Here is an 18,709-nt window from a genome sequence, read left to right on the forward strand (position 1 = left end):
CTCGTACCTGTACGACGGGGGCGGCTCGGTCACTTCTTGCTCGTCCTGATTTCGTATGAAGGGAGCCCAGCGACCAATGGTTAAGCGCCGCCGGAACGTTGCCGTTGCAACCGCCGTCACCATCGCCGCGCTGGCCGGCTGTGCCCAGCCCGGAATGCCTGCCGCCGCGCCCGTCGGCGTCGATGCCCCGGCCATGTTGTCCGCTGTGATCGACCAGGTGTATGGAACGCCGCAACAGCGTCTGGCCGGCGAGGAGCGGATGTGGCTCACGAGCCAGTCCGCGATCGCCGCCTGCGCCCGGACCAAGGGCGCCGTGTACGGCGTCACCCCCTATCAGCCGATGAGCCCGCCTACCGACCCTGCCCCCGGCGATCTGCTCGGATTTGCGCCCCACCGCGCCGACTTCGGGGTTGCCGCCCGTATCGAGATGCTGGCCAAGCGAGGTGAGGCCCCCAACCCGGGTTTGCCTGCCGCCTCGGATGACCAAGCACGCTGGTTCACTGCTGTCGAGTCCTGCCAGAACGCCGCCACCGCGGGTGAGAAGCTCAGGGTTCCTGACGGGCAGCAGGAACTGGAAGTCGAGCTGGTAGACCTGCTCGGTAGCGTCCAGCAGCAGGTCGCACCGGACCTGACTCGCCAATACGCCAGCTGCATGAAGTCGGCCGGAATCGACGCCGGTGACCTGTCCGAGGCGTACCTGAAGGTCGAGCAGAAGTTCCCGCCTGTGTCATTTGAGCGTCCGTCGGACCCGACCGCCCTCCCTGAATGGGCCGACGCTGTCACATTTGAGAAGCAGGTAGCCGCTGCCGACTGGGCCTGCCGTGAATCACGGATTGATGGAGTCGTCAACGCCGCCGCTAACGACCTGCAGAAGTTCACCACCACCAACACCGCCCGAATCGCACGAGTCGCCGACGGCTGGAAGGCGATGCCCGGCCTCGCGCAGACGCTACGCGCCACCGTCAAGACCACACCTGTGAAGTGACACCCTCGCCGGGCTTGGTGGGCGACGGACCTGCCAAGCCCGTGCCGGAGTATGGGATGGAACTGGCGGAATTCCGGGAACCTCAGCAGGTGGAAAAGATCCTCTACTGCCGCCCTCGGACCAATCGTTGCCGACACCAATGTTCTCGGCGATCGAGTCGGTCTGGCGCTGCTCGCCGGGATCGCCGGCCATTACCTCGAGCCGTGCGCCTCAATGCTGTCCATGCTCACACACGGTAGTAGGAATGCCGGCTTGAGCCAACCCTGGTCGTACCGTAATCTATGAGCATGCGCACCCGAGGTGGTGCACATATGATACGTGCAGGTGTTCGGTTCCCCCCTCGGACACGTACAGTTATCCCACAGTAATCAGCGTCAGGCTTAGCCTCGACGCTGATTTTGTTTTCACCGGGGTTGTAGGTGAGAGCGAGCCGTAGCTCGCGGTAGACGGTGCTCTTGTCCTCGCTGCGGGCGTCGCGCAGGGTGGTGCGGAGGTCGTCGAAGCTGCCGACGAGGCGTCGGATGTCGTCCTCGGTGAGGCGACGGGGAGTCTGCGCTTGTGCTGACGTTGCCGTGTCGCGTTGGGCGAGGGCGGCGGCGCGTTGGGCGTTGACCTCGGCCATCCAGCCAGCGACGGTGGCCGGGTCGCCTCCGGCGTCTGCGACGGCGCGGTACTGGGCGAGTTTGGCGTCGCATGCGGCAATGATCTTGTTGGCGGCGGTGATCTCTGGTGCGATGCTGCCGGGGCCGGCGTCGAGGGCGTACTCGTTGGGGTGGCGGCACCGGTAGTAGGCGGTCTCATGTGCCTGGTGGCTTTGCATCTTGCGTCCGCACAGCCCGCAGAGCATGAGACCGCGAAGGATGTGGGGGCGGCGCGTCTTTCGTTGCCGGGTGCCGGTGCGGCCTCGACCGCTGGCCGCCATGATCGTCTGAACGAGCTCGAAGTCGTTGACGGTGACGAGCGGCGGATGCGCGATCGTGTCGGACCACACCCAGGAGGTCTTGTCGTTCCAACTGCAGCCGCTGTCTCCGACCAGGCTGCAGGGAGCTTCGCGCCCTTGGATTACGTGCACGCCTATGCCGCGAAGCGCTCCTTGCAGACTGCGACCAGGCAAACCATCGTAGAATTCAGTGCAGTAGACCCGGGTGATGTCGGTGCCGATCGCTGGTGTCCACGTAGCGGCACCGCGCACCCGCAGCGATCGCGACGGCTTCGTAGGTACACGTTCAGCCGCCAGCCAGACGCGCATGAACGGTAGGCCGCCATTCTCCATCCGAGTTCCAGGCGCGCTCGAATTCGGACGCAGTGATCTCGAAGGTTCTCCAGTCGTCGCCAGAGTCGTAGAGGCTCGTTTCGCCGAGGCGGGGGAGCGGCTCAACGAGCACGTCGTCGGGCAGGGCTTCCCGAGCGTCCGGGGAGCCACGAGCGGCTGCGGGAGGCGCTGGAGATCATCCGGCTACTCTGGCGCGGCGGCTACCAGTCGTACGAGGGGAAGCACCTGCAGTTGGAGGACGCGCGGGTGTTCGCCCCGTAGGGCGGAACTCCAGGACGACACCGGGCCCAGCGGCGTCGATGACCAGTCGACGCGCCGGTGGCCCTCCCGCAGCGAGCCCGCCGCCTCGAACAACTCATCCACCCGGTGACTGTGGCTAGCCTAGGAGCCGGCATCTCGTCCGAGCAGGCCATGGGCCTTTGCCTCGACGACGGCGCGACGCGGTGACGCGCCCGGCCTCTCAGCCGTCACGCCTCTCCCGACTCCTCCCCGGGGCATTCTCTCTTCCCGGGTCGGAGGTCATGGCCATCGACAGGGTTTCCTCGCCATGCGACGGGTAGGAGGGATGCCGTCACGGACAGGATGCCTCTGCCGCCCGGCACGGCCGACGACAGGACGAGGTGTGATCATGCGATGGACGGCGCGGGTGCGCGACGAGGCACGCGCGCGGCTGACAGCCGCCCGGCAGGCCGAACCCCCGCCCTTCGACGAGACCGGCCTGACCGACCAGCCGGCCCACATCATCGTCGTCGAACCCGACGATTCCCAGCGCGACCAGGTCGTCCCGCGCGGAATCCGAGTGGCCGCCGCGTGGGCCTGGCGACTGATCCTGCTGGTCGCCGGTGCCTACGTGCTGATCAAGGTGATCGGCGTGTTGCGGGTGGTCGTCATCCCGGTCATCGTGGCCGTACTGCTGGCCGCCCTGCTGCAGCCCGTCGCCGGGCTGCTGCGCCGCCGCGGCCTCGGCCCCGCGCCGGCCGCCGCCATCGTGCTGGTCGCCGGTCTGGTCGCGGTGTTCGGCACCCTCGCGCTGATCGTGCGGACCTTCGTCAACCAGTACGACGACCTCGCCGACCAGGTCCGCGGCGGCCTCGACGAGGTGCAGACCTGGCTGGCACGCGGCCCCCTGCACCTCGACGACCAGCAGTTGAGCGGTCTGGTCGATCGCGCCCAGCAGCAGGTCACGCAGAACCAGGGCGCCCTCACCTCCGGCGCGCTGAGCACCGCCACCACGCTCGGCGAGGTGCTCACCGGCTTCTTCCTGGTCCTGTTCACCCTGTTCTTCTTCCTGCGCGACGGCGACCGGATCTGGCGCTTCCTGTGCCGCCTGCTGCCCCGCGACGCCCGGGTGCCCACCGCCCGCGCCGGCCACTACTCCTGGCACACCCTCATCGCGTACGTCCACGCCACCGTTCTGGTGGTGTTCGTCGACGCCCTCGGCATCGGCATCGGCCTGCTCGTCCTGCGCGTACCCCTGGCTCTGCCCCTGGCCGCGCTGGTGTTCCTCGGCGCGTTCATCCCCGTCGTCGGCGCCACCGTCTCCGGTGCCGTCGCCGTGCTCGTGGCCCTGGTCACCCAGGGCCCGGTCAGCGCACTGATCATCCTCGGGGTCGTCATCGCCGTGCAGCAGCTCGAGGGACACGTGCTGCAACCCCTGGTCATGGGCCGCGCCGTCGCCCTGCACTCCCTCGCGGTGATCCTCGCCATCGCCACCGGCATCGTGGTCGCCGGCATCGTCGGCGGCCTCGTCGCGGTGCCCCTGCTCGCCGTCGCCAACACCGCCGTGCGCTACCTGACCACACATCCCGCCGGCAGCCCCACCGCCGACCGCATCCCACCGGGTACCCGCCCCACCGACGACGACGAGGCCGACGCCGAGGAAACCGCCGACGCGCGGCGCGACCAGGCAGAGAGCCCGCTGCCCTCCACCGACGACTCCGTCGACGCCGACGACATGAGTCCCCAGCACGCCCGGCGATGACGACCGGGCCGGGTTGGTCGGCCAACCGTTGCCGGGTATGTTTCACCTGCTCGTGAGCCCTTCGACCCAGCACGACGACACGACGCAGGATGGCACGGATCAGGACGAGGCCACGGATACCTCACAGTAATCAGCTTCAGGCTTAGCCTCGACGATAATTATGTTTTCACCGGGGTTGTAGGTGAGAGCGAGCCGTAGCTCGCGGTAGACGGTGCTCTTGTCCTCGCTGCGGGCGTCGCGCAGGGTGGGGCGGCGGTCGTCGAAGCTGACGAGGCGTCGGATGTCGTCCTCGGTGAGGACGAACGGCATTCGCGGGCCGCGGCTGCGAGCGGGGGCCAAGGCCGAGAAGGGGGGCGGCCGTTACTGTGTCGCCCATGCGGGACTCGCCTCTTCGTCAGCATGCGACATTTCTTTGTCGGCGCGACGCGGCCAGTCGTGACGGCAGACGAACGGCCGCCGTGCGGCCGGTCAGCGGCGGGATACGAAGTAGACCCGGGGAAGCCTCTCGTCGGCGACCATCGGCGTATCGGTGAGTGGGGTGAGCAGGTCGGCCGGCGCGGCGAGGTACGTTTCACGCCAGCCGACCTGCTTGAGCGTGGCAGCGAGCCGGTCGAGCGGCACGATGTGGTTCGTGATCGTGGTTTCGAACCGGTCGTACCGTCCGTCGGCTGCCCGGACCACGCCGGAGATCCGGTAGAAGCCGTAGCCGGCCTCCTCGTTCAGGGCCCCCCGGTACAGCAGGATCGACTCGTCGGTCTCCCGGATCTGGATGGCGTTGACACCCAGCAGGCCCTTACGGGTCGCCACGTCGAACGCGAAAAGTCCGCCCGGCCGGACAGCCCGGTACACACTCTTCAGGTAGGAGCCGATCCGGTCCAGGGTGCCCAGGTGGTTGGGGATGTCGTACGTCGAGATGGCGAGCGGAAACGGTTCCGGAACGGTGAAGTCGGCGGCATCGGCCTGCATCAGCGCGGCCTGCTCGCCGAGTCGGTGCCGTGCCCGCCGAAGCATCGCCGCCGACACGTCCAGGCCGGTCACCTGGTAGCCCGCCTGCTGAAGCTGCGCCGCCGCGATGCCCGTACCGCAGCCGATGTCGAGCACGCGGCGCTCACCGTCCGGATCGAGTGTGCGATGCAGCCGCAGGAGTTGTTCGGCGGCTCGGGTCGGGTATGGGCTCCAATGCTCGTCATAGGCTTGGGCGAACCCCTCGGCGTACTGCTCCATCACTCACGCACCTCCTGTGTCGTCGGTAAGCTGGCGGACCTGGGGTGAGGCGAGCGGGGCGAGACCCGCGACAAGCAGCACCGCACCGACGGTGAGCGTCGTGGGGCCGACACCGAGGCCGGTCGCGAAATGCCCGGCGAGGTAGATGCCGGCGGGCTTCAGCGACAACGCGAACACGTAGTTGCAGGAGATCAGCCGGGACAACGCGGCGGCCGGTACGCGCTGCTGCAGGGTGGTCTCCCACAGGACGCTGAAGACGTTGAACGCCGCGCCGGCGCAGAACGCCGCGGCGGCGGTGATCGCCACCGGCGCACCGAATCCCATCGCGGCCAGCGGCGCGGCGAGCAGCGGTGTGACGAGGACCGCCGTACGGAGGGGCCGACCGGGTTGGATCCGCAGGATGGCGACCACCGACAGCAGCATCCCGGCGGTGTACCCGACGAGGATGACCGACCACGCGATGGCGCCGATGCGTTCTACGGCCAGGATCGGCCCGAGTACGGTGAACGTCGCGGCCGTGCCGGCGTTGAGCACCGCCGCCGAGCCGACCACCACCCACAGCCACTGCCTGCCGGTGAATTCCCGGAACCCCTCCCGCAGGTCGGCCCAGACGCCACGCCGGACGCGGGCCGCGGGCCCGGGGGTGCGTAACCCGGTCAACAGGGTGGCGGCGACGAAGTACGTGGCGGCGTCGATCGCCAGCGCCACACCCGGGCCGAGCACGGCGACCGCTGTACCGGCGATCGCGACACCGCCGATGGTCGCGCAGTTGCCGGCGAGGCGCAGCAGTGCGTTCGCGGGTCGTAGCCGGTCGCTGTCGACCACGTCGGTCAGCACGCCGGTCAGTGACGGCAGCAGCAGTGCCGAGGCGCAGCCGGCCACAAAGGCCACTCCGACCAGCAGCGGTAGCGGTGCCCAGCCGGTGAGCAGCATCGCGGCGAGAGCGGCGAAGGCGCATCCGGACAGCGTCTCGGCCGCCACCAGCACCCGGTGGCGCGGAAGGCGGTCGCCGATCACCCCGCCGAGCAGCATCAGCCCGAGCTGCGGTAGAGCGTTTCCGGCAAGCACGGTGGACAGCGTCCCCGCGGTGGCGCCGGGTAACGCGAGGACGCCGAAGGCGATGGCGACCGGGCCGAACGCGTTGCCGAAGATGGAGATTGTGCGGCTGGTCAGGAGCAGCGCGAACCGGCGTTGTCGGAGCAGGCTCAAGTCGGCGGTCAACATCCCCGGCGGACCCGCGGTGGTGGTCATCCGCGGTCCGGCGCCGCGAACGGTCGCCAGACCGCTACCCGCTCGCCGTTCGCGACGACGGTGATCTCGGCGCCCCGCGTGAGCACGTTGGCGGCGAGCGGGCAGATGTGAGCCGGTGCCAGCCGGTCCTGGTAGGGCGGCGCGGCCGGCAACCAGGCCACCGCCGGGTCCCACGGTTGCGCGCAGCCGTCGAGCAGATCGGTCGCGTCGGCGGCTACGGTCAACGCCACATCGCCCGCCCGGCACGCTCCGGCGGCCGCCAGCCCTCCGTCCAGGGTGGCGTAGGCGCCGGCGCAGATCTCGGTCACGCCGTCGACGTCGAGCGCGCCGGGTGCGGTCGGGGTGCCGCCGACGCTGACCACCGGACAGTCGATGCCGGCGTCGCGGAGCGTCTCCGCCACGGCGACCACCCGCTGCGCGTGCCGCCGGCCGACGTCGTACCGGTCGCGGATCTCCTCAGTGGTGGCGGTCGGGGAATATCCGGCGATCCCGTCGAGCCGCACGCCGGGAGTGTCCACGGTGAGTTTCGCCAGCGCCAGCACGGCCTCGGCGGGTGCGTGCCGCAGGTCGATCCGAACGCCTACCTCGGTGCCTCGGGCGCTCGCTGCCGCGCCGACGCCGGTTATCGCCTCGGGCCGGTCGACGTGCAGCGCGAATTGTGGGACCTGGGTCGCGGCCGCCACGAACAGCGGAAACCGCCACGCGTCCGGCCACGGCCAGGCGAGCACAATGTTGTGGACCCCGGCGGCGGCGAGCTGCACCGCGGCGCTGGCGGTGTGCACCGCCACGCCGGTCGCGCCGGCGGCGACCTGCCGCTGGGCCAACTCGATGGTGCGGTGCGCCTTGACGTGGGCGCGGACCTGGCGGCCCGCAGCCGCGGCGGCCTGATGGAACCGGGAGATGTTCGCGTCGAGCCGCGGCAGGTCGACGATGACCTGAGGGGCGGTGGCCATGCGATCCCTGAGATGAGGCCGGGCCGCCATCGCTGGCGGCCCGGCGTGATCATATGCTTCGGGTCAGGACTCGAGCGGTGGTTCGAGGCAGCTCATAGGTCTCTCCCTTCGTCCAGTGCAAGGTCATCCGACGCTAAGGGATGCTGAGCCGAGATGTCAACGCTCATCAATCGGCACGTTGCTCAGCCGGCGCCAGCGCAGGCGGATGTGTCAGCGGCCTCGATCACCCTCGCGGGCGTTCCGGCGTAGGCCCATATCACCGACCCGAGCGCCGGGCATGATTACCCCATCACCGAGCCGCAGCGGCTTATCGATGCCACACCGGCCGGGGCGACGATCCGGACGGCCATCCACTCGCTGGTCGCCCTGCATCGGTGGCGGCACGTGCCCGCCGATGACTTCCGCGCCGTCTGGGGTTGGTCCAGTTCACCGCCCCGAGATCCTCGTGCTGCTGGTGCTGCGTTCCAACCGCAGCTTCCTGCACAGCCGTGCCTCCCCGGCGCTGGCCGGTACCGGTCTGCCGCTCATCGCGGTCACCGTCGCGCTGCCGTTCGGCCCCGTCGCCACGCCACTCGGGCTTGCCGGCTGCCACCTGGGGTGCTGGCGACCCTCGCCGCGCTCACACTCGTCAACGCCGCCGCCAACGGGACCGCCACACACGTCGTCCCGCCCGACCCGTCCGGCACGCGGCTCCGGCTGCCAGCCCTTCATCCAAGAACCTACCGCGTGGGGGTTCGAAGCCCGCCGTCGCGCTGCTGATCACCGCCGTTCTGGGGTCGTGGTGGCCAGCACCGGTTTCACCACGCTGATGGTCGTCGCGGCGGCGACCTCGGCCCGCCGGATCAGCTCACTGCGCCTCGGTCGGTCGGTACTGGTACCCATCGCGGTCGGCTCGCTCCCGATCTGCGCCCTCGTCGTGACGTCCGGCGCGGTACCGCTGACCCAGGTAGCGGTCGTTCCGATCGCCCGGATCCTCGTCGCGTCGAGCTGACGAGTGCCGTCCGACGCAGTTGACCGAAGCGCCAAGTTGATTTCGCATCGGTAAGACAACGAGGCTGCCCAGTTGTGCCTTGGCTCCTTTCTCGCAAAGCGTGCGAGGTCAGCGCGGTGGTTTCGAGGTGGCGCCCCGCGACGGGCGCGAACGGCCCGGCTTGCCTGGGGCGACTGAGCCACCCGTTCCCGGTATCGGTACGACGACCCTCGGCGGGCTGTTGTCGGACTTCGCCAGGAAGGACATGCTCTCCGGGTAGGACCACGAGCGGAGCGGGGCGGCGACCGTGGTCGCGCCGGTCTTCGTCGACCGTCTGTGGCGAGGGCTGGCAGTACGCCGCCCGGCGCCGACCCGGCTGGGGCGGCCGGTGGAGCCCGTGATGGGCGCCGGAAGTGCGCCGGAGGCCAGTCGCCCCTGGGTGGACCGGCGCCGCGACCGGCTGCTGCCGGTCTTGAACGCCAGAGCGGGTCGTTCCACCAGATACCAGGACAGCACCGCGAACAGCATGGTGCCGAGGAGGCTCAGCGCGATGTAGGTGATCATGCCGAACCGGGCACCGCCGAGCAGGGCGATCCCTTGCTGTACGGGGAAGCCGTAGATGTAGATGCCATACGTGAAGTCGTGCCGTCGACTGATCCGGGACAGCCGCTTCGGCAGCGTGACCGCCGCAAAGAGCAGAAGGTAGGCGAACGCCGGCACTCCAACCGCGAAGAATCCGCCCCACCACAGAGAGCCGAGCAGCAGCGCCGACGCCAGCACGGCCAGTTCCCGGCGCGCGGGAATCCGGTGCGCGTAGAGGCGCGCCGCCGCGCCGAGCAGGAACAGAAAGCTGAAGATCAACATCCAGTCGGCGGCGAAGGCGCCGATAAGCGGAAACGGACCGATGGCGCCATGCTGCGGTGGTCGGGCGCTCCAGGAGGACGCGGTGAGAGCGTCGCGCATGATCAGTGCGTAACAGATGGCGGTCAGGACCAGTACGGCACGCGGTGCGCGCCGGAGCACCGAGGTCACCATCAGGACGCCCAGGACTCCGTAGAGCGCGAGGTCGTAGCGAAGGGTCCACAGTGATCCGTCGAAGGCGCTCGGGCCGCCACCAAGCTTGCCGTAGGGCGTGTCGGCCAGCAGTCCGGAGATGGGGAACTGTTCCATCGAAGCGGCGAAGTTCGTCGTGACGTAGTCGAGAGGCCCCTGCGGGTGTCCCCAGAATCCGTCGAGGGTGCCGCGTTCGTAGAGCGCGACAAGTGGCGCGAAGACGAACGCGGTGACCAGCAGGCAGACCCACAGGCCGGGGAGCACCCGCAGTGCGCGGGCCTGGACGTACTGCCGCAGCGTGGAGCGCAGCGCGCTGTCGGTGACGAGGAACCCGGAGATCAGGAAGAAGCCGTACAGGCACAGCGTGCCGAGGTCACTCTGCTGACCGAACAGGGATGCCCCGATGTTCGGCTGGCCGAAGCCCAGGGGGCCGGCGTGGGCGATCACCACGCCGCACGCCATCGTCAGACGCAGCACTCCAAACGCGTTGTGTCGGGACGAATATCTGTCCTCCAGCGTCGGGGAGGGCTTTCCGTTGAACCACGCTTGCACCTGACGGCTCCTATGAAGGCGATCTGCTGAGGGCTACGGCCGCTGGCATGCCCCGGAGAGTCAATTATCAGGCGATAAGGTGCTTCTTGGGAGAAAACAACAATTTTGTCCCTATTGTTGGCTCACGGGGGGCTTGCGGTGGCCAACCGGCGTTCCATCGACGGAGCGGTCGAGAGGTTCAACAGGTCGGCGATCGCACCGACCGAGCGTTCGCTGGCTCGTCCGTCGCCGAACGGGGACCTCGACGCCGCGCCCCGAGGGGTGGCGAGGAAGCGCAGGCCGGCTGACACCAGCCGCTCGGGATCGGTGCCGACGAGCTCACCGCACCCCTCGGCCAGGGCCTCCGGACGTTCCGTCGTGTCCCGTGTGACAAGGAGTGGAACGCCCAGGGTGGAGGCTTCCTCCTGGAGCCCGCCGGAGTCGGTGACGACCAAGTCGGCCACCCGTAGCAGGCCGATCATCTCCGGATAGGGCAGTGGTGGAGTCACCAGTGCGTTGGCCGAGCCGGCCAGACCGCTGGTGACCGCCTCACCGAGTTTCGGGTTGGGGTGGGTCACCATCACGATCTGGGCATCCGGGCACCGACCGGCCAGCCGGCGTAGGCCGTCCACGGTCGCGGCCAGCCCGTCGCCCCAGTTCTCCCGCCGGTGGGTCGTGGCGACCACCAGTTGTCGGGTCGGGTCGATCCAGGTGGGTGGCGAGGCGGCGCCACGGTCGATGAGGTCGTGCAGCGCGTCGACCACGGTGTTGCCTGTCACCACGATGTGGCCGGCCGGGACGCCCTCGTGGATCAGGTTCGATCTGGCGCTCCGGGTCGGGGCCAGGTGCAGGGCGGCGATCCGGGCGAGCATCGCCCGGTTTGCCTCCTCGGGGAACGGCCGAGCCAGGTCGTGGGTGCGCAGCCCGGCCTCGAGATGAACAACCGGGACCTGGCGCCAGAACGCGACGGTGCCGCCGGCCAGGGCGGTCGTGGTGTCCCCCTGCACCACGACCGCCGCTGGACGGTGGTGTTCGAGCAGATCGTCAATTCCCGTGGTGAGTGCCGCCGCCAGCTCGGCGAGCGACCCGGTGCGCCGCTTCAGGCGCAAGGTCACTTCCGGCTGGAGGCCGAACGGGGCGAGGGCCTCGGTGACGCGTCCCGGCTGTTGTCCGGTGTCCGCCACCCGTGCCGTGAACCTCGGGTCATCGAGGAGACGACGGATCAGAGGCGCGGTCTTGATTCCTTCCGGCCGGGTTCCGGCCAGGATCAGGACCTTGTTCGCTGTCGATCTGCTCGGATACACGTCGGATCAGCTCCGGGCGGCGGCGAGCCGTCGTCGCACGAAGGAGATCCCACCGCCGGTGCCGGCCGCGAGTGCGCCCAGACCGAGGGCGAGTGGCGCACCCGCGAGCGGGATGACCGGGATCGGCGGTGCGACGGCGTTGGCCCCGCAGTTCGACGTACCGATGGTCACTCCGGCCAAGGCCCCGCCGATTGCTGTCAGGTTCAGTGCCGTGACGCTGAGCTGGCCGGTGCCCGAGCTGGACTGGCCGTTGAGGGTGAGGTTGATCAACCCCGGCACGCTCAGCCCGGTGTTCGGCGCCGGCGAGGCCGGCAGGCTGAGCAGCGTCGTGTCGACACCGAGCACCGTCGAGACGATGCGGGCGTTGACCAGGCTGGTGGTGCCGGTCGCCGAGGGGCTGCTCGTGGCCGTGCACGACGAGTAGATGGCGTCCGCTACCAGTGAGATCGTGGCGAGACCGTTGGTGCCGAGGTTCAGGGTCACCGCGGCGCCGGGTGTGACGAGGCAGCTTCCCCCCGGCCCGATGGTGATGGTGCCGCCGGTGCCGAGCACGCCGGCGCATGCTGCCGACGTCCCGTCGTTGTACGCCCGCACGTTCTGGCCCAGCACACCCGCCGTGATGACGTTCTGTGCGCCGAGCACGGCCAGCGGTGGATTCTGGTTCCCGGAGATCGACTCGGTGGTGCCGTCGTTGCTCGCCGATGCGCTACCGGAGCTGGCGAGGCCACCGCCGAGAAGGCTGATCTGCAGGGCCGACGCGGAGGACTGGGAGGTGTCCGCCATTGCCGGGGAGGCCGCCAGGACGGCCATGGCGAGGCCCCCGACCAGCACCGTCGCGGTGCGGGCGAGGCCGGATCTGACTCTTGGCATAGAGCTCTACTTTCTGATGTGGGCGATTGTGGGGCGGTCTGTGGGGGTGGAGCTGAGGTGGGTGAGATACCGCGGTGGCCGGATCGACCGAGGCCCCTCCGGCCGGCCGGGCCGGCGCACGGGAATCACCCGGTGCGGCTGTGCCGGTACCGGTACGCGACCGACGGCCGGGGTCGAGGCGGGCCGCGGCGGCGGGTCGCCCGCGCGGGCGGTCTTCTGCCAGTCGCTGCGAGCGGTGACCATGCGGGCGAATGCCAGCCAGACCGCGAGCGACTGGGCGTAGCTGTAGAGCCAGTGACAGACGCCAAGAAGCAGCGCTTTGGTTAGCGTGAGGTGCGGCTCGCAGCGGGCCCGGTAGACGACGCCCCAGAGGGCGAACGGCCCGATGCCGAACAGGATCACCAGGGGCGGGACACCCCAGCCGCCGCTGTGCCACCAGCCTTGAACCCCACCCGTGGTGTTGTCGATGTAGTAGGTCATGACGGCCAAGCAGGCGAGATAGACCGGGGTGCCAAGCAACTGGGTCCACGGCGCGGCCAGGAAGTGGGCGATCTCCAGTGTCGCCGAGTTGCGGATCCGCGGTGAGCGCAGCACCTTGCCGAGGTAGCGGCCGCACTGCATGGAGCCCTGGGCCCAGCGGGTGCGCTGCCGGACCAAGGGGCGGATCTTGGTCAGTGCCTCCTGGGCCACCCAACTCTCCGGGCAGTACTCGGTGCGTCCGCCGATGAGTAGGACGTGCAGGCCCAGCTCGAAGTCCTCCAGCAGTGCCCCATGCCATGGGGTGCCGTGTTCGGCGGCGATCTCGTCGAGTAGGGAGAGCCGGGTGAACTGCCCGTTACCGCCCATGGCGACGCTGCCGGTGTGCCGACGCAGAGACTGCATGGCCGCGATCGGGGCGCGGAACTCCATGTCCTGCAGGCGGATCAGCAGTCGTGCCCAAGCGCTCGCCGCGGAGGACGCGGCGCGCCGCTGCGGCGCACACTGCAGCATCCGTACCTCCACCTGCACGGCGCCGACGGTCGGATCGCCGAAGTACCGAGTGCCGGACAGGGCGACCGGGAACTGCGGATCGAGGTGGCTGTCCGCGTCGAGCACTCCGACGATCACGGCGCTGCGGTCGGTGTCGGCCGGCAGCCACTGGTCGATGTGCCGCCACGCGGTGTTGAGCGCGGCGCCCTTACCCTGCCGGGCGTCGGGCAGTCGGCGCCGGATCACGTGCACCCGGGGCTGGTCGACGAACGCCGCGAGCTCGGCCAGCGTCCCGTCGTCAGAGTCGTCGTCGACGCACCAGACCGTCGTGTGCGGGAAGTCGTGCAGCAGGCGCCGTACGGTGTCGCCGATGACGGCGGCCTCGTTGCGGCACGGCACGATGATGTGCCAGTCGAAGCCGTCCGGGCTGCCCCCTCGGCTACGCCGACCTCTCAGGTGAAACACCAGGATGCTGAGCACGTACGCGCAGAAGCTGACGCACAGCAGGAAAGCGGCCGTGTTGAGCAGCGCGAGGGACTGAGTCTCAGTGGACACCGGCGACCGCCCGTCGGGCGCGCCTGCTGCGGCTGACCAACACCAGGAAGAGGATCGTGACGGCGATCAGGCCCGCGGTGGTGATCACGGAGCCGATCAGCACGTGGCTGCGTTCGTAGCCGAGCCGGAAGCCCCAGGTCTGCATGGAGATCACGACCGCGGCGAGTCGGAGCTGGTTGACCACCACGAGCAGGGCGACCGCGAGGGCCAGGGCAGTGATGCCCCGGGGCAGAGAAATGCGCCGGAATCCGACGAGCGTCGAGGCCAGCACTATCGGCGGGATCAGCAACATCGCGACCGAACAGCCGCTGGAGACCATGAAGCCGACCCATCGTTCGTCGAGTGGGAAGGTGACGGCCGCCCCGATGGAGGTGGCGTCCGCCAGTCCCGCGGCGCTCACAAGCCGGGCGTTCAGCCAGGCCTCAGCGCTGGCGATGTCGTGCCACCGCCACAGGGTGATGGCGGCGACGGCGATGCCGAACAGGCCACCGGCGGCGGCGCCCAGCCACGCCCCGGGTCGGGAACGGATCATCGTTCTCGGCCCAACATGGTGACGACGCACAGCGCCAGGCCCAGGACCACCAGCCCGACTCCGACCAGCAACCACGACTGGATGGCGATTCCGGTGGCGGCCAGACCGCCGCCGATGTGTGGCCCCTTGCCGGGAATCCCGTACATGCCCAACCCCCTCGTCAACCTGGACGTCAGCAGGATGCATCCCGCAAAGCGGACAAATAGGAATGTAAACCTCATGCAACCCAAAAGGGTGACTAGGGTTATCTCGGAAAGGCAGCGAGACAACCCTGGAGGTGGGCAGCATGGTGACCGGGATTCCCGACCGCAGGATCGGTCCGGCGAGATCCAGGTGGCGGGCGCTGGCGGGCTGGCAACGGGCCGGCCTCGTGCTCGTCGTGCTCTTCGGCGTACTCTGCGCCGGGCTCGCCTCCCTCGGCTTCGGCCTCAAGCACCGCTACGAGAGCCGGGTCCAGCGGGAGGACATCCTGGGCCGGGGCGCCGGGCCCCACGACGAGCGGCGGTGGGAGTCCGGGCCGCTCAACCTGCTGCTGCTCGGATCGGACTCCCGCGACGGGGAGCCCGACCAGGCGTTGTACCCGGGGCAGCGGTCGGACACCATCATGGTGGTCCACGTGAACAAGGCGCGGGACGCGGTTACTGTCGTCTCCATTCCCCGGGACAGCTACGTCGACGTGCCCGCCGCGGGTCAGGGTTGGGCCGGCGGTTCGAACAAGATCAATGCTGCGTTCGCGTTCGGCGGGGCCCCGCTGGCCGCCGAGACCGTCGCCAAGCTCACCGGTCTACCGCTCGACGGGGTGCTGGTGGCCAACTTCGCCGCCGTCCGCAAGCTCGTGGACGCGGTCGGCGGGGTCACCGTATGCCTGCCCTACGCCGTCACGTCCTCGGACACCGGGGCCACCTGGCCGGCCGGCTGCCACGAGCTGAACGGCGCGGCGGCCGACGACCTCGTGCGCCAGCGGCACGGGGTGCCTGGCGGCGACTTCGGGCGCATCCACGACCAGCAACTTGTCGTTCGCGCTCTCGTCGAACGCGTCGCCTCCAAGAGCCTGCTCACCAAGCCGACCCAACTGGACCGGTTGCTGACCACGGCGGCGGAGTCCCTGGTCGTTGATCGCGACCTCGACCTGGCCGACCTCGCGCTCGCGCTGCGCCGGGTGAGGCCGGAGGCGGTGCAATTCGTCACCGTTCCCACCAGCGACACCGACCTGCGAACTCCCGCCGGGTCCGCGGTGCGACTGGACGAGACCCGCGCGCCGGCGCTCTTCACGGCCTTACGTGAGGACCGGGTGCCGCAGTGGCTCGCGACCAACCCGCAGACACCACCGGTCAGGTGAACGCGCCCGGCCTGGACAAAGTCCACCGTCGGCCGGGCCTCAAACCCGCAGTGGGGGGAGCGCACACAGTGCCGGCGGATGGAGGCTTCTGGCCGCCCATCCGCCGGCACCGTCGGGCACCGTTACCGAGATCGCCGCCAGTAGCGGCAGGTCCAGTCCACCCGGCGCAACTCGTCCACGATGCCGTGCTCGGCGCGGAAGTCGTCCACGGCCTGCTTGCATCCGCGTACGGCGTGGTAGTCGTCGATGATCACGTACCCGCCGACGGACAGCTTCGGGTAGAGCGAGCGCAGCGCGTCCATCGTGGAGTCATAGAGGTCGCCGTCGAGTCGCATCACCGAGATCCGCTCCACCGGTGCGGTCGGCAGGGTGTCGCAGAACCAGCCCTTGAGGAAGCGAACCTGGTCGTCGAGGAGCCCGTACCGCTCGAAGTTGGCCTTCACCTGCTCGAGGGACACGGCCAGGAAGGGTTCGGCCCAGAGCGCGTCCTCGACGTCCTCGACCCGAAGAGGGTCCGGTTTCGGCAGGCCGCGAAACGAATCCGCCACCCAGACCGTGCGGTCGTGGTCACCGTAGGCCCGCAGCATGCCACGCATGAAGATGACCGCGCCGCCCCGCCACACACCCGTCTCGATCAGGTCGCCGGGCACCCTCCGGTCGAGGACGTCCGCGATGCACCGTTCCAGGTTGTCGAGCCGGCGCAGACCGATCATCGTCTCGGCCTCCGGCGGCCAGTCACGGCCGGTGGCCCGCGCCTCGGCGTCGAACGGAAACTGGAGCACCACCTCCAGGCCCTTGCGTTGCAGTATGCGTCGGCCGTAGCGGTAGAGCCGGCCGTGCAGGGAGCCCTGGCGCGGCTGGTACGGCATCCAGTTCTCGCGGAAGACCGATCGGGTCAGTGCCTTCTTCAGCAGGTCACAGTAGAGCGCGCGTGGATCGTCCAATACCGGCCCGGACGCCTGCGTGGGCACAGTGATCTCACTCATTGACGAATCTCCTCATCAGTGTCGGATGTATCCCGACGGGCGGTCCCACCCGTCGTCAGGGGCGGCGACGCGAGTCACCGGCACCCCCGTGCTACGCGAAGCGGGCCGGCTCGCCACCCGTTCCGCCACCGCTGCCCTGCCGGAGCCGTAGGGATCCTCACCGCGGGCCGGCCAGCCGACCACCAAATGCGACCTAGGCTCCGAGCGGGACGGGCCGGCCAGCGGCGGCAGGCTCGGCGGCTCGGGCCAGGCCAGCGGCCGGGAAAGCCTGCCGTCGACGACCGGGGCCGGTCGGGTCGGCGGCGCCTCGACCGGCGGGCCCGGCGGGAGGGGGTGCTGCGGCTGCGGGTTGGGGCGGGCCGTGGGGGTGGCCATCGCCGTGGGGGTGGCCATCACCGGCGTGGACTCGGTGACGGCATCGTCGACCGGGGCCTCGGGAGTCGTCGCCGGAGACTCCGGGTCCGGCTCGACCGCCGGGTGCGCAACCGGCGCCACGGGATCGGGTTCCCGCCGGCGGTGCCGTCCGGCTGTGCTCGACGAGTCCTCGGCCAGGGCGTTGACGAGTTCCCGGATGACGGCGCCCTGCGTGGTGGATCTCGGTACCGGCAACGCCGGCAGTTCCGGGGCCACCTCGGCGTTGGATCCGGAGGGCGCCCCGCTGCGCTGTCGATCGTCGGCGCCGATCACCACGACACCGGACAGCGGGAGCCCGAGCTGGCGGATCAGCCGTGCCGCCTGGGTGCTGTCCCGCAGACTCGTCCGGCCGGCCCGGACGACCAGCAGCACGCCGTCGACGTGCTGGGCGAAAGCCGCGATCTCCCGCCCGCCGAGGATCGGGGGCGCGTGCACGATCACGCAGTCCTCGTTCTCGCCCAGCGCGGTGAGCAGCCCGCCCAACGCGTCGAGATCCTTGGTGCCGGCACCGTTGCGGGGCTCGGCCGGCAGCACGGCCAGGGTGGGAAGGTCAGGCAGCCGCCCGGGCGTGGCCTGCGCGGCGAGCACCTGCTGCCAGGTGTAGGGCGCGTCCGGGAAGTGCCCCGACAGCACGGGGTCGCGTACCGCGCCGTCGACAAGCGTCGCCCGGCACTGTTCGTCGGCCATGCCCAGGCCGAGCAACGCCGTCACCAACGCCTTGCCGTCGTCGTCGTGGGCGCTGGTGACCAGCAACCGGCGGCGTGGCAGCGGTGCGGTCAGCACGCTGAGCGTCGAGATCGTCGTCCGGATCGCGTCGCTGACGTCGGGGCGGCCATACAGCGCGGCGGCGTGGTGACGGGCGAATCGGTGGGGTAGCGGCGGCAGCGCGCCGACGACCGGCAGGCCCAGCCGCGCCTCGATCTGGGCGGTGTCCCGCAGCCGGTTGTCAAAGCGATCGCGCAGGATCGACGCGCCCCAGCCCGCCAGCAGCCCGGCCAGCGCGCCGAGCACGCCGTTCAGCAGTGGTTTCGGGAACGCGGGCCGGACCGAGGGGCTGGCTGTGTCGAGCACGCGCGCGCTGATGGTGGCGGGGCTGCCCATGTCCAACCGGTCCAGCTCTTCACTGACCGCGCGACTCGCCGCGTTGGAGATCGCCGCGGCCTGCGCACCGGAACCGGCGGTGGCGTGCACGGTGATGATCTGGAGACCGGGTTCGAACTCTCCGCGGACATGGCCGAGGACTGCCTGTTCGGGAAGGTTCAGGGTGCGCGCCGTGTCCAGCGCGACCTCGCGGGACCCGACCAGCCGGGCGATGGTCGGTGTGAGGTTCTGCGCAAGTGCCAGGTCCGCCGGCCGGTCGTCGTTGTTCGAACTGGCCGTGACGAGCACGGACGCCTGCGTCTCGTAGCGCGGCGGAAGAAGCTGGGTGACGCCCTGCGCGGCGGTGAGGCCGGCGCACAGCCCCAGTAGCGGGATACCCACCCGGCGCCAAGCGGCACCCCAAATACCATTTACTCCT

At 69.8% G+C, this 18,709-nt stretch carries 17 protein-coding genes and 1 pseudogene; 5 read left to right on the forward strand and 13 right to left on the reverse strand.

From position 1 onward, the window contains the following. The first annotated feature begins 76 nt into the window (after positions 1–76). Complete coding sequence (locus tag ACIA6B_RS24945; RefSeq protein ID WP_396776808.1) at positions 77–985, forward strand: hypothetical protein; 909 nt, start codon at positions 77–79, stop codon at positions 983–985. 226 nt (positions 986–1,211) lie between these two features. Here the strand turns inward: ACIA6B_RS24945 and ACIA6B_RS24950 are convergent, their stop codons facing one another. Next, positions 1,212–2,234 (reverse strand): zinc ribbon domain-containing protein, encoded by a 1,023-nt coding sequence (locus ACIA6B_RS24950; protein WP_396776810.1) that lies wholly within the window; start codon positions 2,232–2,234, stop codon positions 1,212–1,214. Positions 2,235–2,411: 177 nt separating this feature from the next. On the opposite strand from ACIA6B_RS24950, the pseudogene ACIA6B_RS24955 reads away from it, so the two are divergent. Together ACIA6B_RS24955 and ACIA6B_RS24960 are read left to right on the forward strand one after the other, a co-directional pair. Next, a pseudogene (locus tag ACIA6B_RS24955) lies at positions 2,412–2,519 on the forward strand (LLM class F420-dependent oxidoreductase); the annotation flags it as partial. A gap of 367 nt (positions 2,520–2,886) precedes the next feature. Next, the gene (locus tag ACIA6B_RS24960; protein WP_396776812.1) at positions 2,887–4,239 is read left to right on the forward strand and encodes an AI-2E family transporter; all 1,353 of its coding nucleotides are present in this window, start codon (positions 2,887–2,889) and stop codon (positions 4,237–4,239) included. A gap of 99 nt (positions 4,240–4,338) precedes the next feature. Here ACIA6B_RS24960 and ACIA6B_RS24965 read toward each other — a convergent pair whose 3' ends face one another. The 4 genes from ACIA6B_RS24965 to ACIA6B_RS24980 form a co-directional block, all read right to left on the reverse strand. Then, positions 4,339–4,548: a hypothetical protein gene (locus ACIA6B_RS24965; RefSeq protein ID WP_396776814.1), complete on the reverse strand. Its 210-nt coding sequence runs from the start codon at positions 4,546–4,548 to the stop codon at positions 4,339–4,341. Positions 4,549–4,707: 159 nt separating this feature from the next. Further along, complete coding sequence (locus ACIA6B_RS24970; RefSeq protein WP_396776816.1) at positions 4,708–5,463, reverse strand: class I SAM-dependent DNA methyltransferase; 756 nt, start codon at positions 5,461–5,463, stop codon at positions 4,708–4,710. Positions 5,464–5,466: 3 nt separating this feature from the next. Then, a complete protein-coding gene (locus ACIA6B_RS24975) occupies positions 5,467–6,714 on the reverse strand; it encodes an MFS transporter (protein ID WP_396776817.1) in 1,248 nt (415 codons plus the stop codon). Next, positions 6,711–7,667, reverse strand: coding sequence for an alanine racemase (locus ACIA6B_RS24980; RefSeq protein ID WP_396776819.1), 957 nt, complete (start codon positions 7,665–7,667; stop codon positions 6,711–6,713). Before ACIA6B_RS24980 ends, ACIA6B_RS24975 begins: the two co-directional genes overlap by 4 nt. Before the next feature lie 445 nt (positions 7,668–8,112). Between ACIA6B_RS24980 and ACIA6B_RS24985 the strand changes: the two genes are divergently transcribed. Beyond that, a complete protein-coding gene (locus ACIA6B_RS24985; RefSeq protein ID WP_396776821.1) occupies positions 8,113–8,658 on the forward strand; it encodes a hypothetical protein in 546 nt (181 codons plus the stop codon). Between the two features lie 108 nt (positions 8,659–8,766). Here the strand turns inward: ACIA6B_RS24985 and ACIA6B_RS24990 are convergent, their stop codons facing one another. The 6 genes from ACIA6B_RS24990 to ACIA6B_RS25015 all read right to left on the reverse strand — a co-directional run bounded on the left by ACIA6B_RS24990 (position 8,767) and on the right by ACIA6B_RS25015 (position 14,597). Then, on the reverse strand, positions 8,767–10,167 hold the full coding sequence (locus tag ACIA6B_RS24990) for an acyltransferase family protein (RefSeq protein ID WP_396776823.1): 1,401 nt from the start codon (positions 10,165–10,167) through the stop codon (positions 8,767–8,769). A 197-nt stretch (positions 10,168–10,364) separates the two neighbouring features. After that, positions 10,365–11,525, reverse strand: coding sequence for a non-hydrolyzing UDP-N-acetylglucosamine 2-epimerase (gene wecB / locus ACIA6B_RS24995; RefSeq protein WP_396776825.1), 1,161 nt, complete (start codon positions 11,523–11,525; stop codon positions 10,365–10,367). A 6-nt stretch (positions 11,526–11,531) separates the two neighbouring features. Next, positions 11,532–12,395 (reverse strand): choice-of-anchor P family protein, encoded by an 864-nt coding sequence (locus ACIA6B_RS25000; protein ID WP_396776826.1) that lies wholly within the window; start codon positions 12,393–12,395, stop codon positions 11,532–11,534. 6 nt (positions 12,396–12,401) lie between these two features. After that, positions 12,402–13,919 (reverse strand): glycosyltransferase family 2 protein, encoded by a 1,518-nt coding sequence (locus tag ACIA6B_RS25005; protein WP_396776828.1) that lies wholly within the window; start codon positions 13,917–13,919, stop codon positions 12,402–12,404. After that, positions 13,909–14,451: a hypothetical protein gene (locus tag ACIA6B_RS25010; RefSeq protein ID WP_396776829.1), complete on the reverse strand. Its 543-nt coding sequence runs from the start codon at positions 14,449–14,451 to the stop codon at positions 13,909–13,911. The genes ACIA6B_RS25005 and ACIA6B_RS25010 overlap by 11 nt, the downstream gene beginning before the upstream one ends. Next, entirely contained in the window at positions 14,448–14,597 is a 150-nt protein-coding gene (locus ACIA6B_RS25015; RefSeq protein WP_396776831.1) for a hypothetical protein, read from the reverse strand. The genes ACIA6B_RS25010 and ACIA6B_RS25015 overlap by 4 nt, the downstream gene beginning before the upstream one ends. A gap of 140 nt (positions 14,598–14,737) precedes the next feature. On the opposite strand from ACIA6B_RS25015, the gene ACIA6B_RS25020 reads away from it, so the two are divergent. Then, positions 14,738–15,790, forward strand: coding sequence for an LCP family protein (locus tag ACIA6B_RS25020; protein ID WP_396776833.1), 1,053 nt, complete (start codon positions 14,738–14,740; stop codon positions 15,788–15,790). A 122-nt stretch (positions 15,791–15,912) separates the two neighbouring features. Here ACIA6B_RS25020 and ACIA6B_RS25025 read toward each other — a convergent pair whose 3' ends face one another. Together ACIA6B_RS25025 and ACIA6B_RS25030 are read right to left on the reverse strand one after the other, a co-directional pair. Next, positions 15,913–16,776, reverse strand: coding sequence for a TylF/MycF family methyltransferase (locus ACIA6B_RS25025; protein ID WP_396776835.1), 864 nt, complete (start codon positions 16,774–16,776; stop codon positions 15,913–15,915). A 15-nt stretch (positions 16,777–16,791) separates the two neighbouring features. Further along, positions 16,792–18,672, reverse strand: coding sequence for a hypothetical protein (locus ACIA6B_RS25030; RefSeq protein ID WP_396776837.1), 1,881 nt, complete (start codon positions 18,670–18,672; stop codon positions 16,792–16,794). Between the last annotated feature and the right edge of the window lie 37 nt (positions 18,673–18,709).

This window comes from Micromonospora sp. NPDC051141 (assembly GCF_044455765.1).
GTDB lineage: Bacteria > Actinomycetota > Actinomycetes > Mycobacteriales > Micromonosporaceae > Micromonospora.

Coding starts and splice junctions, on each gene's coding strand:
- ACIA6B_RS24945 (WP_396776808.1), top strand. CDS start 77: ATGGTTAAGCGCCGCCGGAACGTTGCCGTTGCAACCGCCGTCACCATC.
- ACIA6B_RS24950 (WP_396776810.1), bottom strand. CDS start 2,234: ATGCGCGTCTGGCTGGCGGCTGAACGTGTACCTACGAAGCCGTCGCGA.
- ACIA6B_RS24960 (WP_396776812.1), top strand. CDS start 2,887: ATGCGATGGACGGCGCGGGTGCGCGACGAGGCACGCGCGCGGCTGACA.
- ACIA6B_RS24965 (WP_396776814.1), bottom strand. CDS start 4,548: ATGCCGTTCGTCCTCACCGAGGACGACATCCGACGCCTCGTCAGCTTC.
- ACIA6B_RS24970 (WP_396776816.1), bottom strand. CDS start 5,463: ATGGAGCAGTACGCCGAGGGGTTCGCCCAAGCCTATGACGAGCATTGG.
- ACIA6B_RS24975 (WP_396776817.1), bottom strand. CDS start 6,714: ATGACCACCACCGCGGGTCCGCCGGGGATGTTGACCGCCGACTTGAGC.
- ACIA6B_RS24980 (WP_396776819.1), bottom strand. CDS start 7,667: ATGGCCACCGCCCCTCAGGTCATCGTCGACCTGCCGCGGCTCGACGCG.
- ACIA6B_RS25000 (WP_396776826.1), bottom strand. CDS start 12,395: ATGCCAAGAGTCAGATCCGGCCTCGCCCGCACCGCGACGGTGCTGGTC.
- ACIA6B_RS25010 (WP_396776829.1), bottom strand. CDS start 14,451: ATGATCCGTTCCCGACCCGGGGCGTGGCTGGGCGCCGCCGCCGGTGGC.
- ACIA6B_RS25015 (WP_396776831.1), bottom strand. CDS start 14,597: ATGTACGGGATTCCCGGCAAGGGGCCACACATCGGCGGCGGTCTGGCC.
- ACIA6B_RS25020 (WP_396776833.1), top strand. CDS start 14,738: ATGGTGACCGGGATTCCCGACCGCAGGATCGGTCCGGCGAGATCCAGG.
- ACIA6B_RS25025 (WP_396776835.1), bottom strand. CDS start 16,776: ATGAGTGAGATCACTGTGCCCACGCAGGCGTCCGGGCCGGTATTGGAC.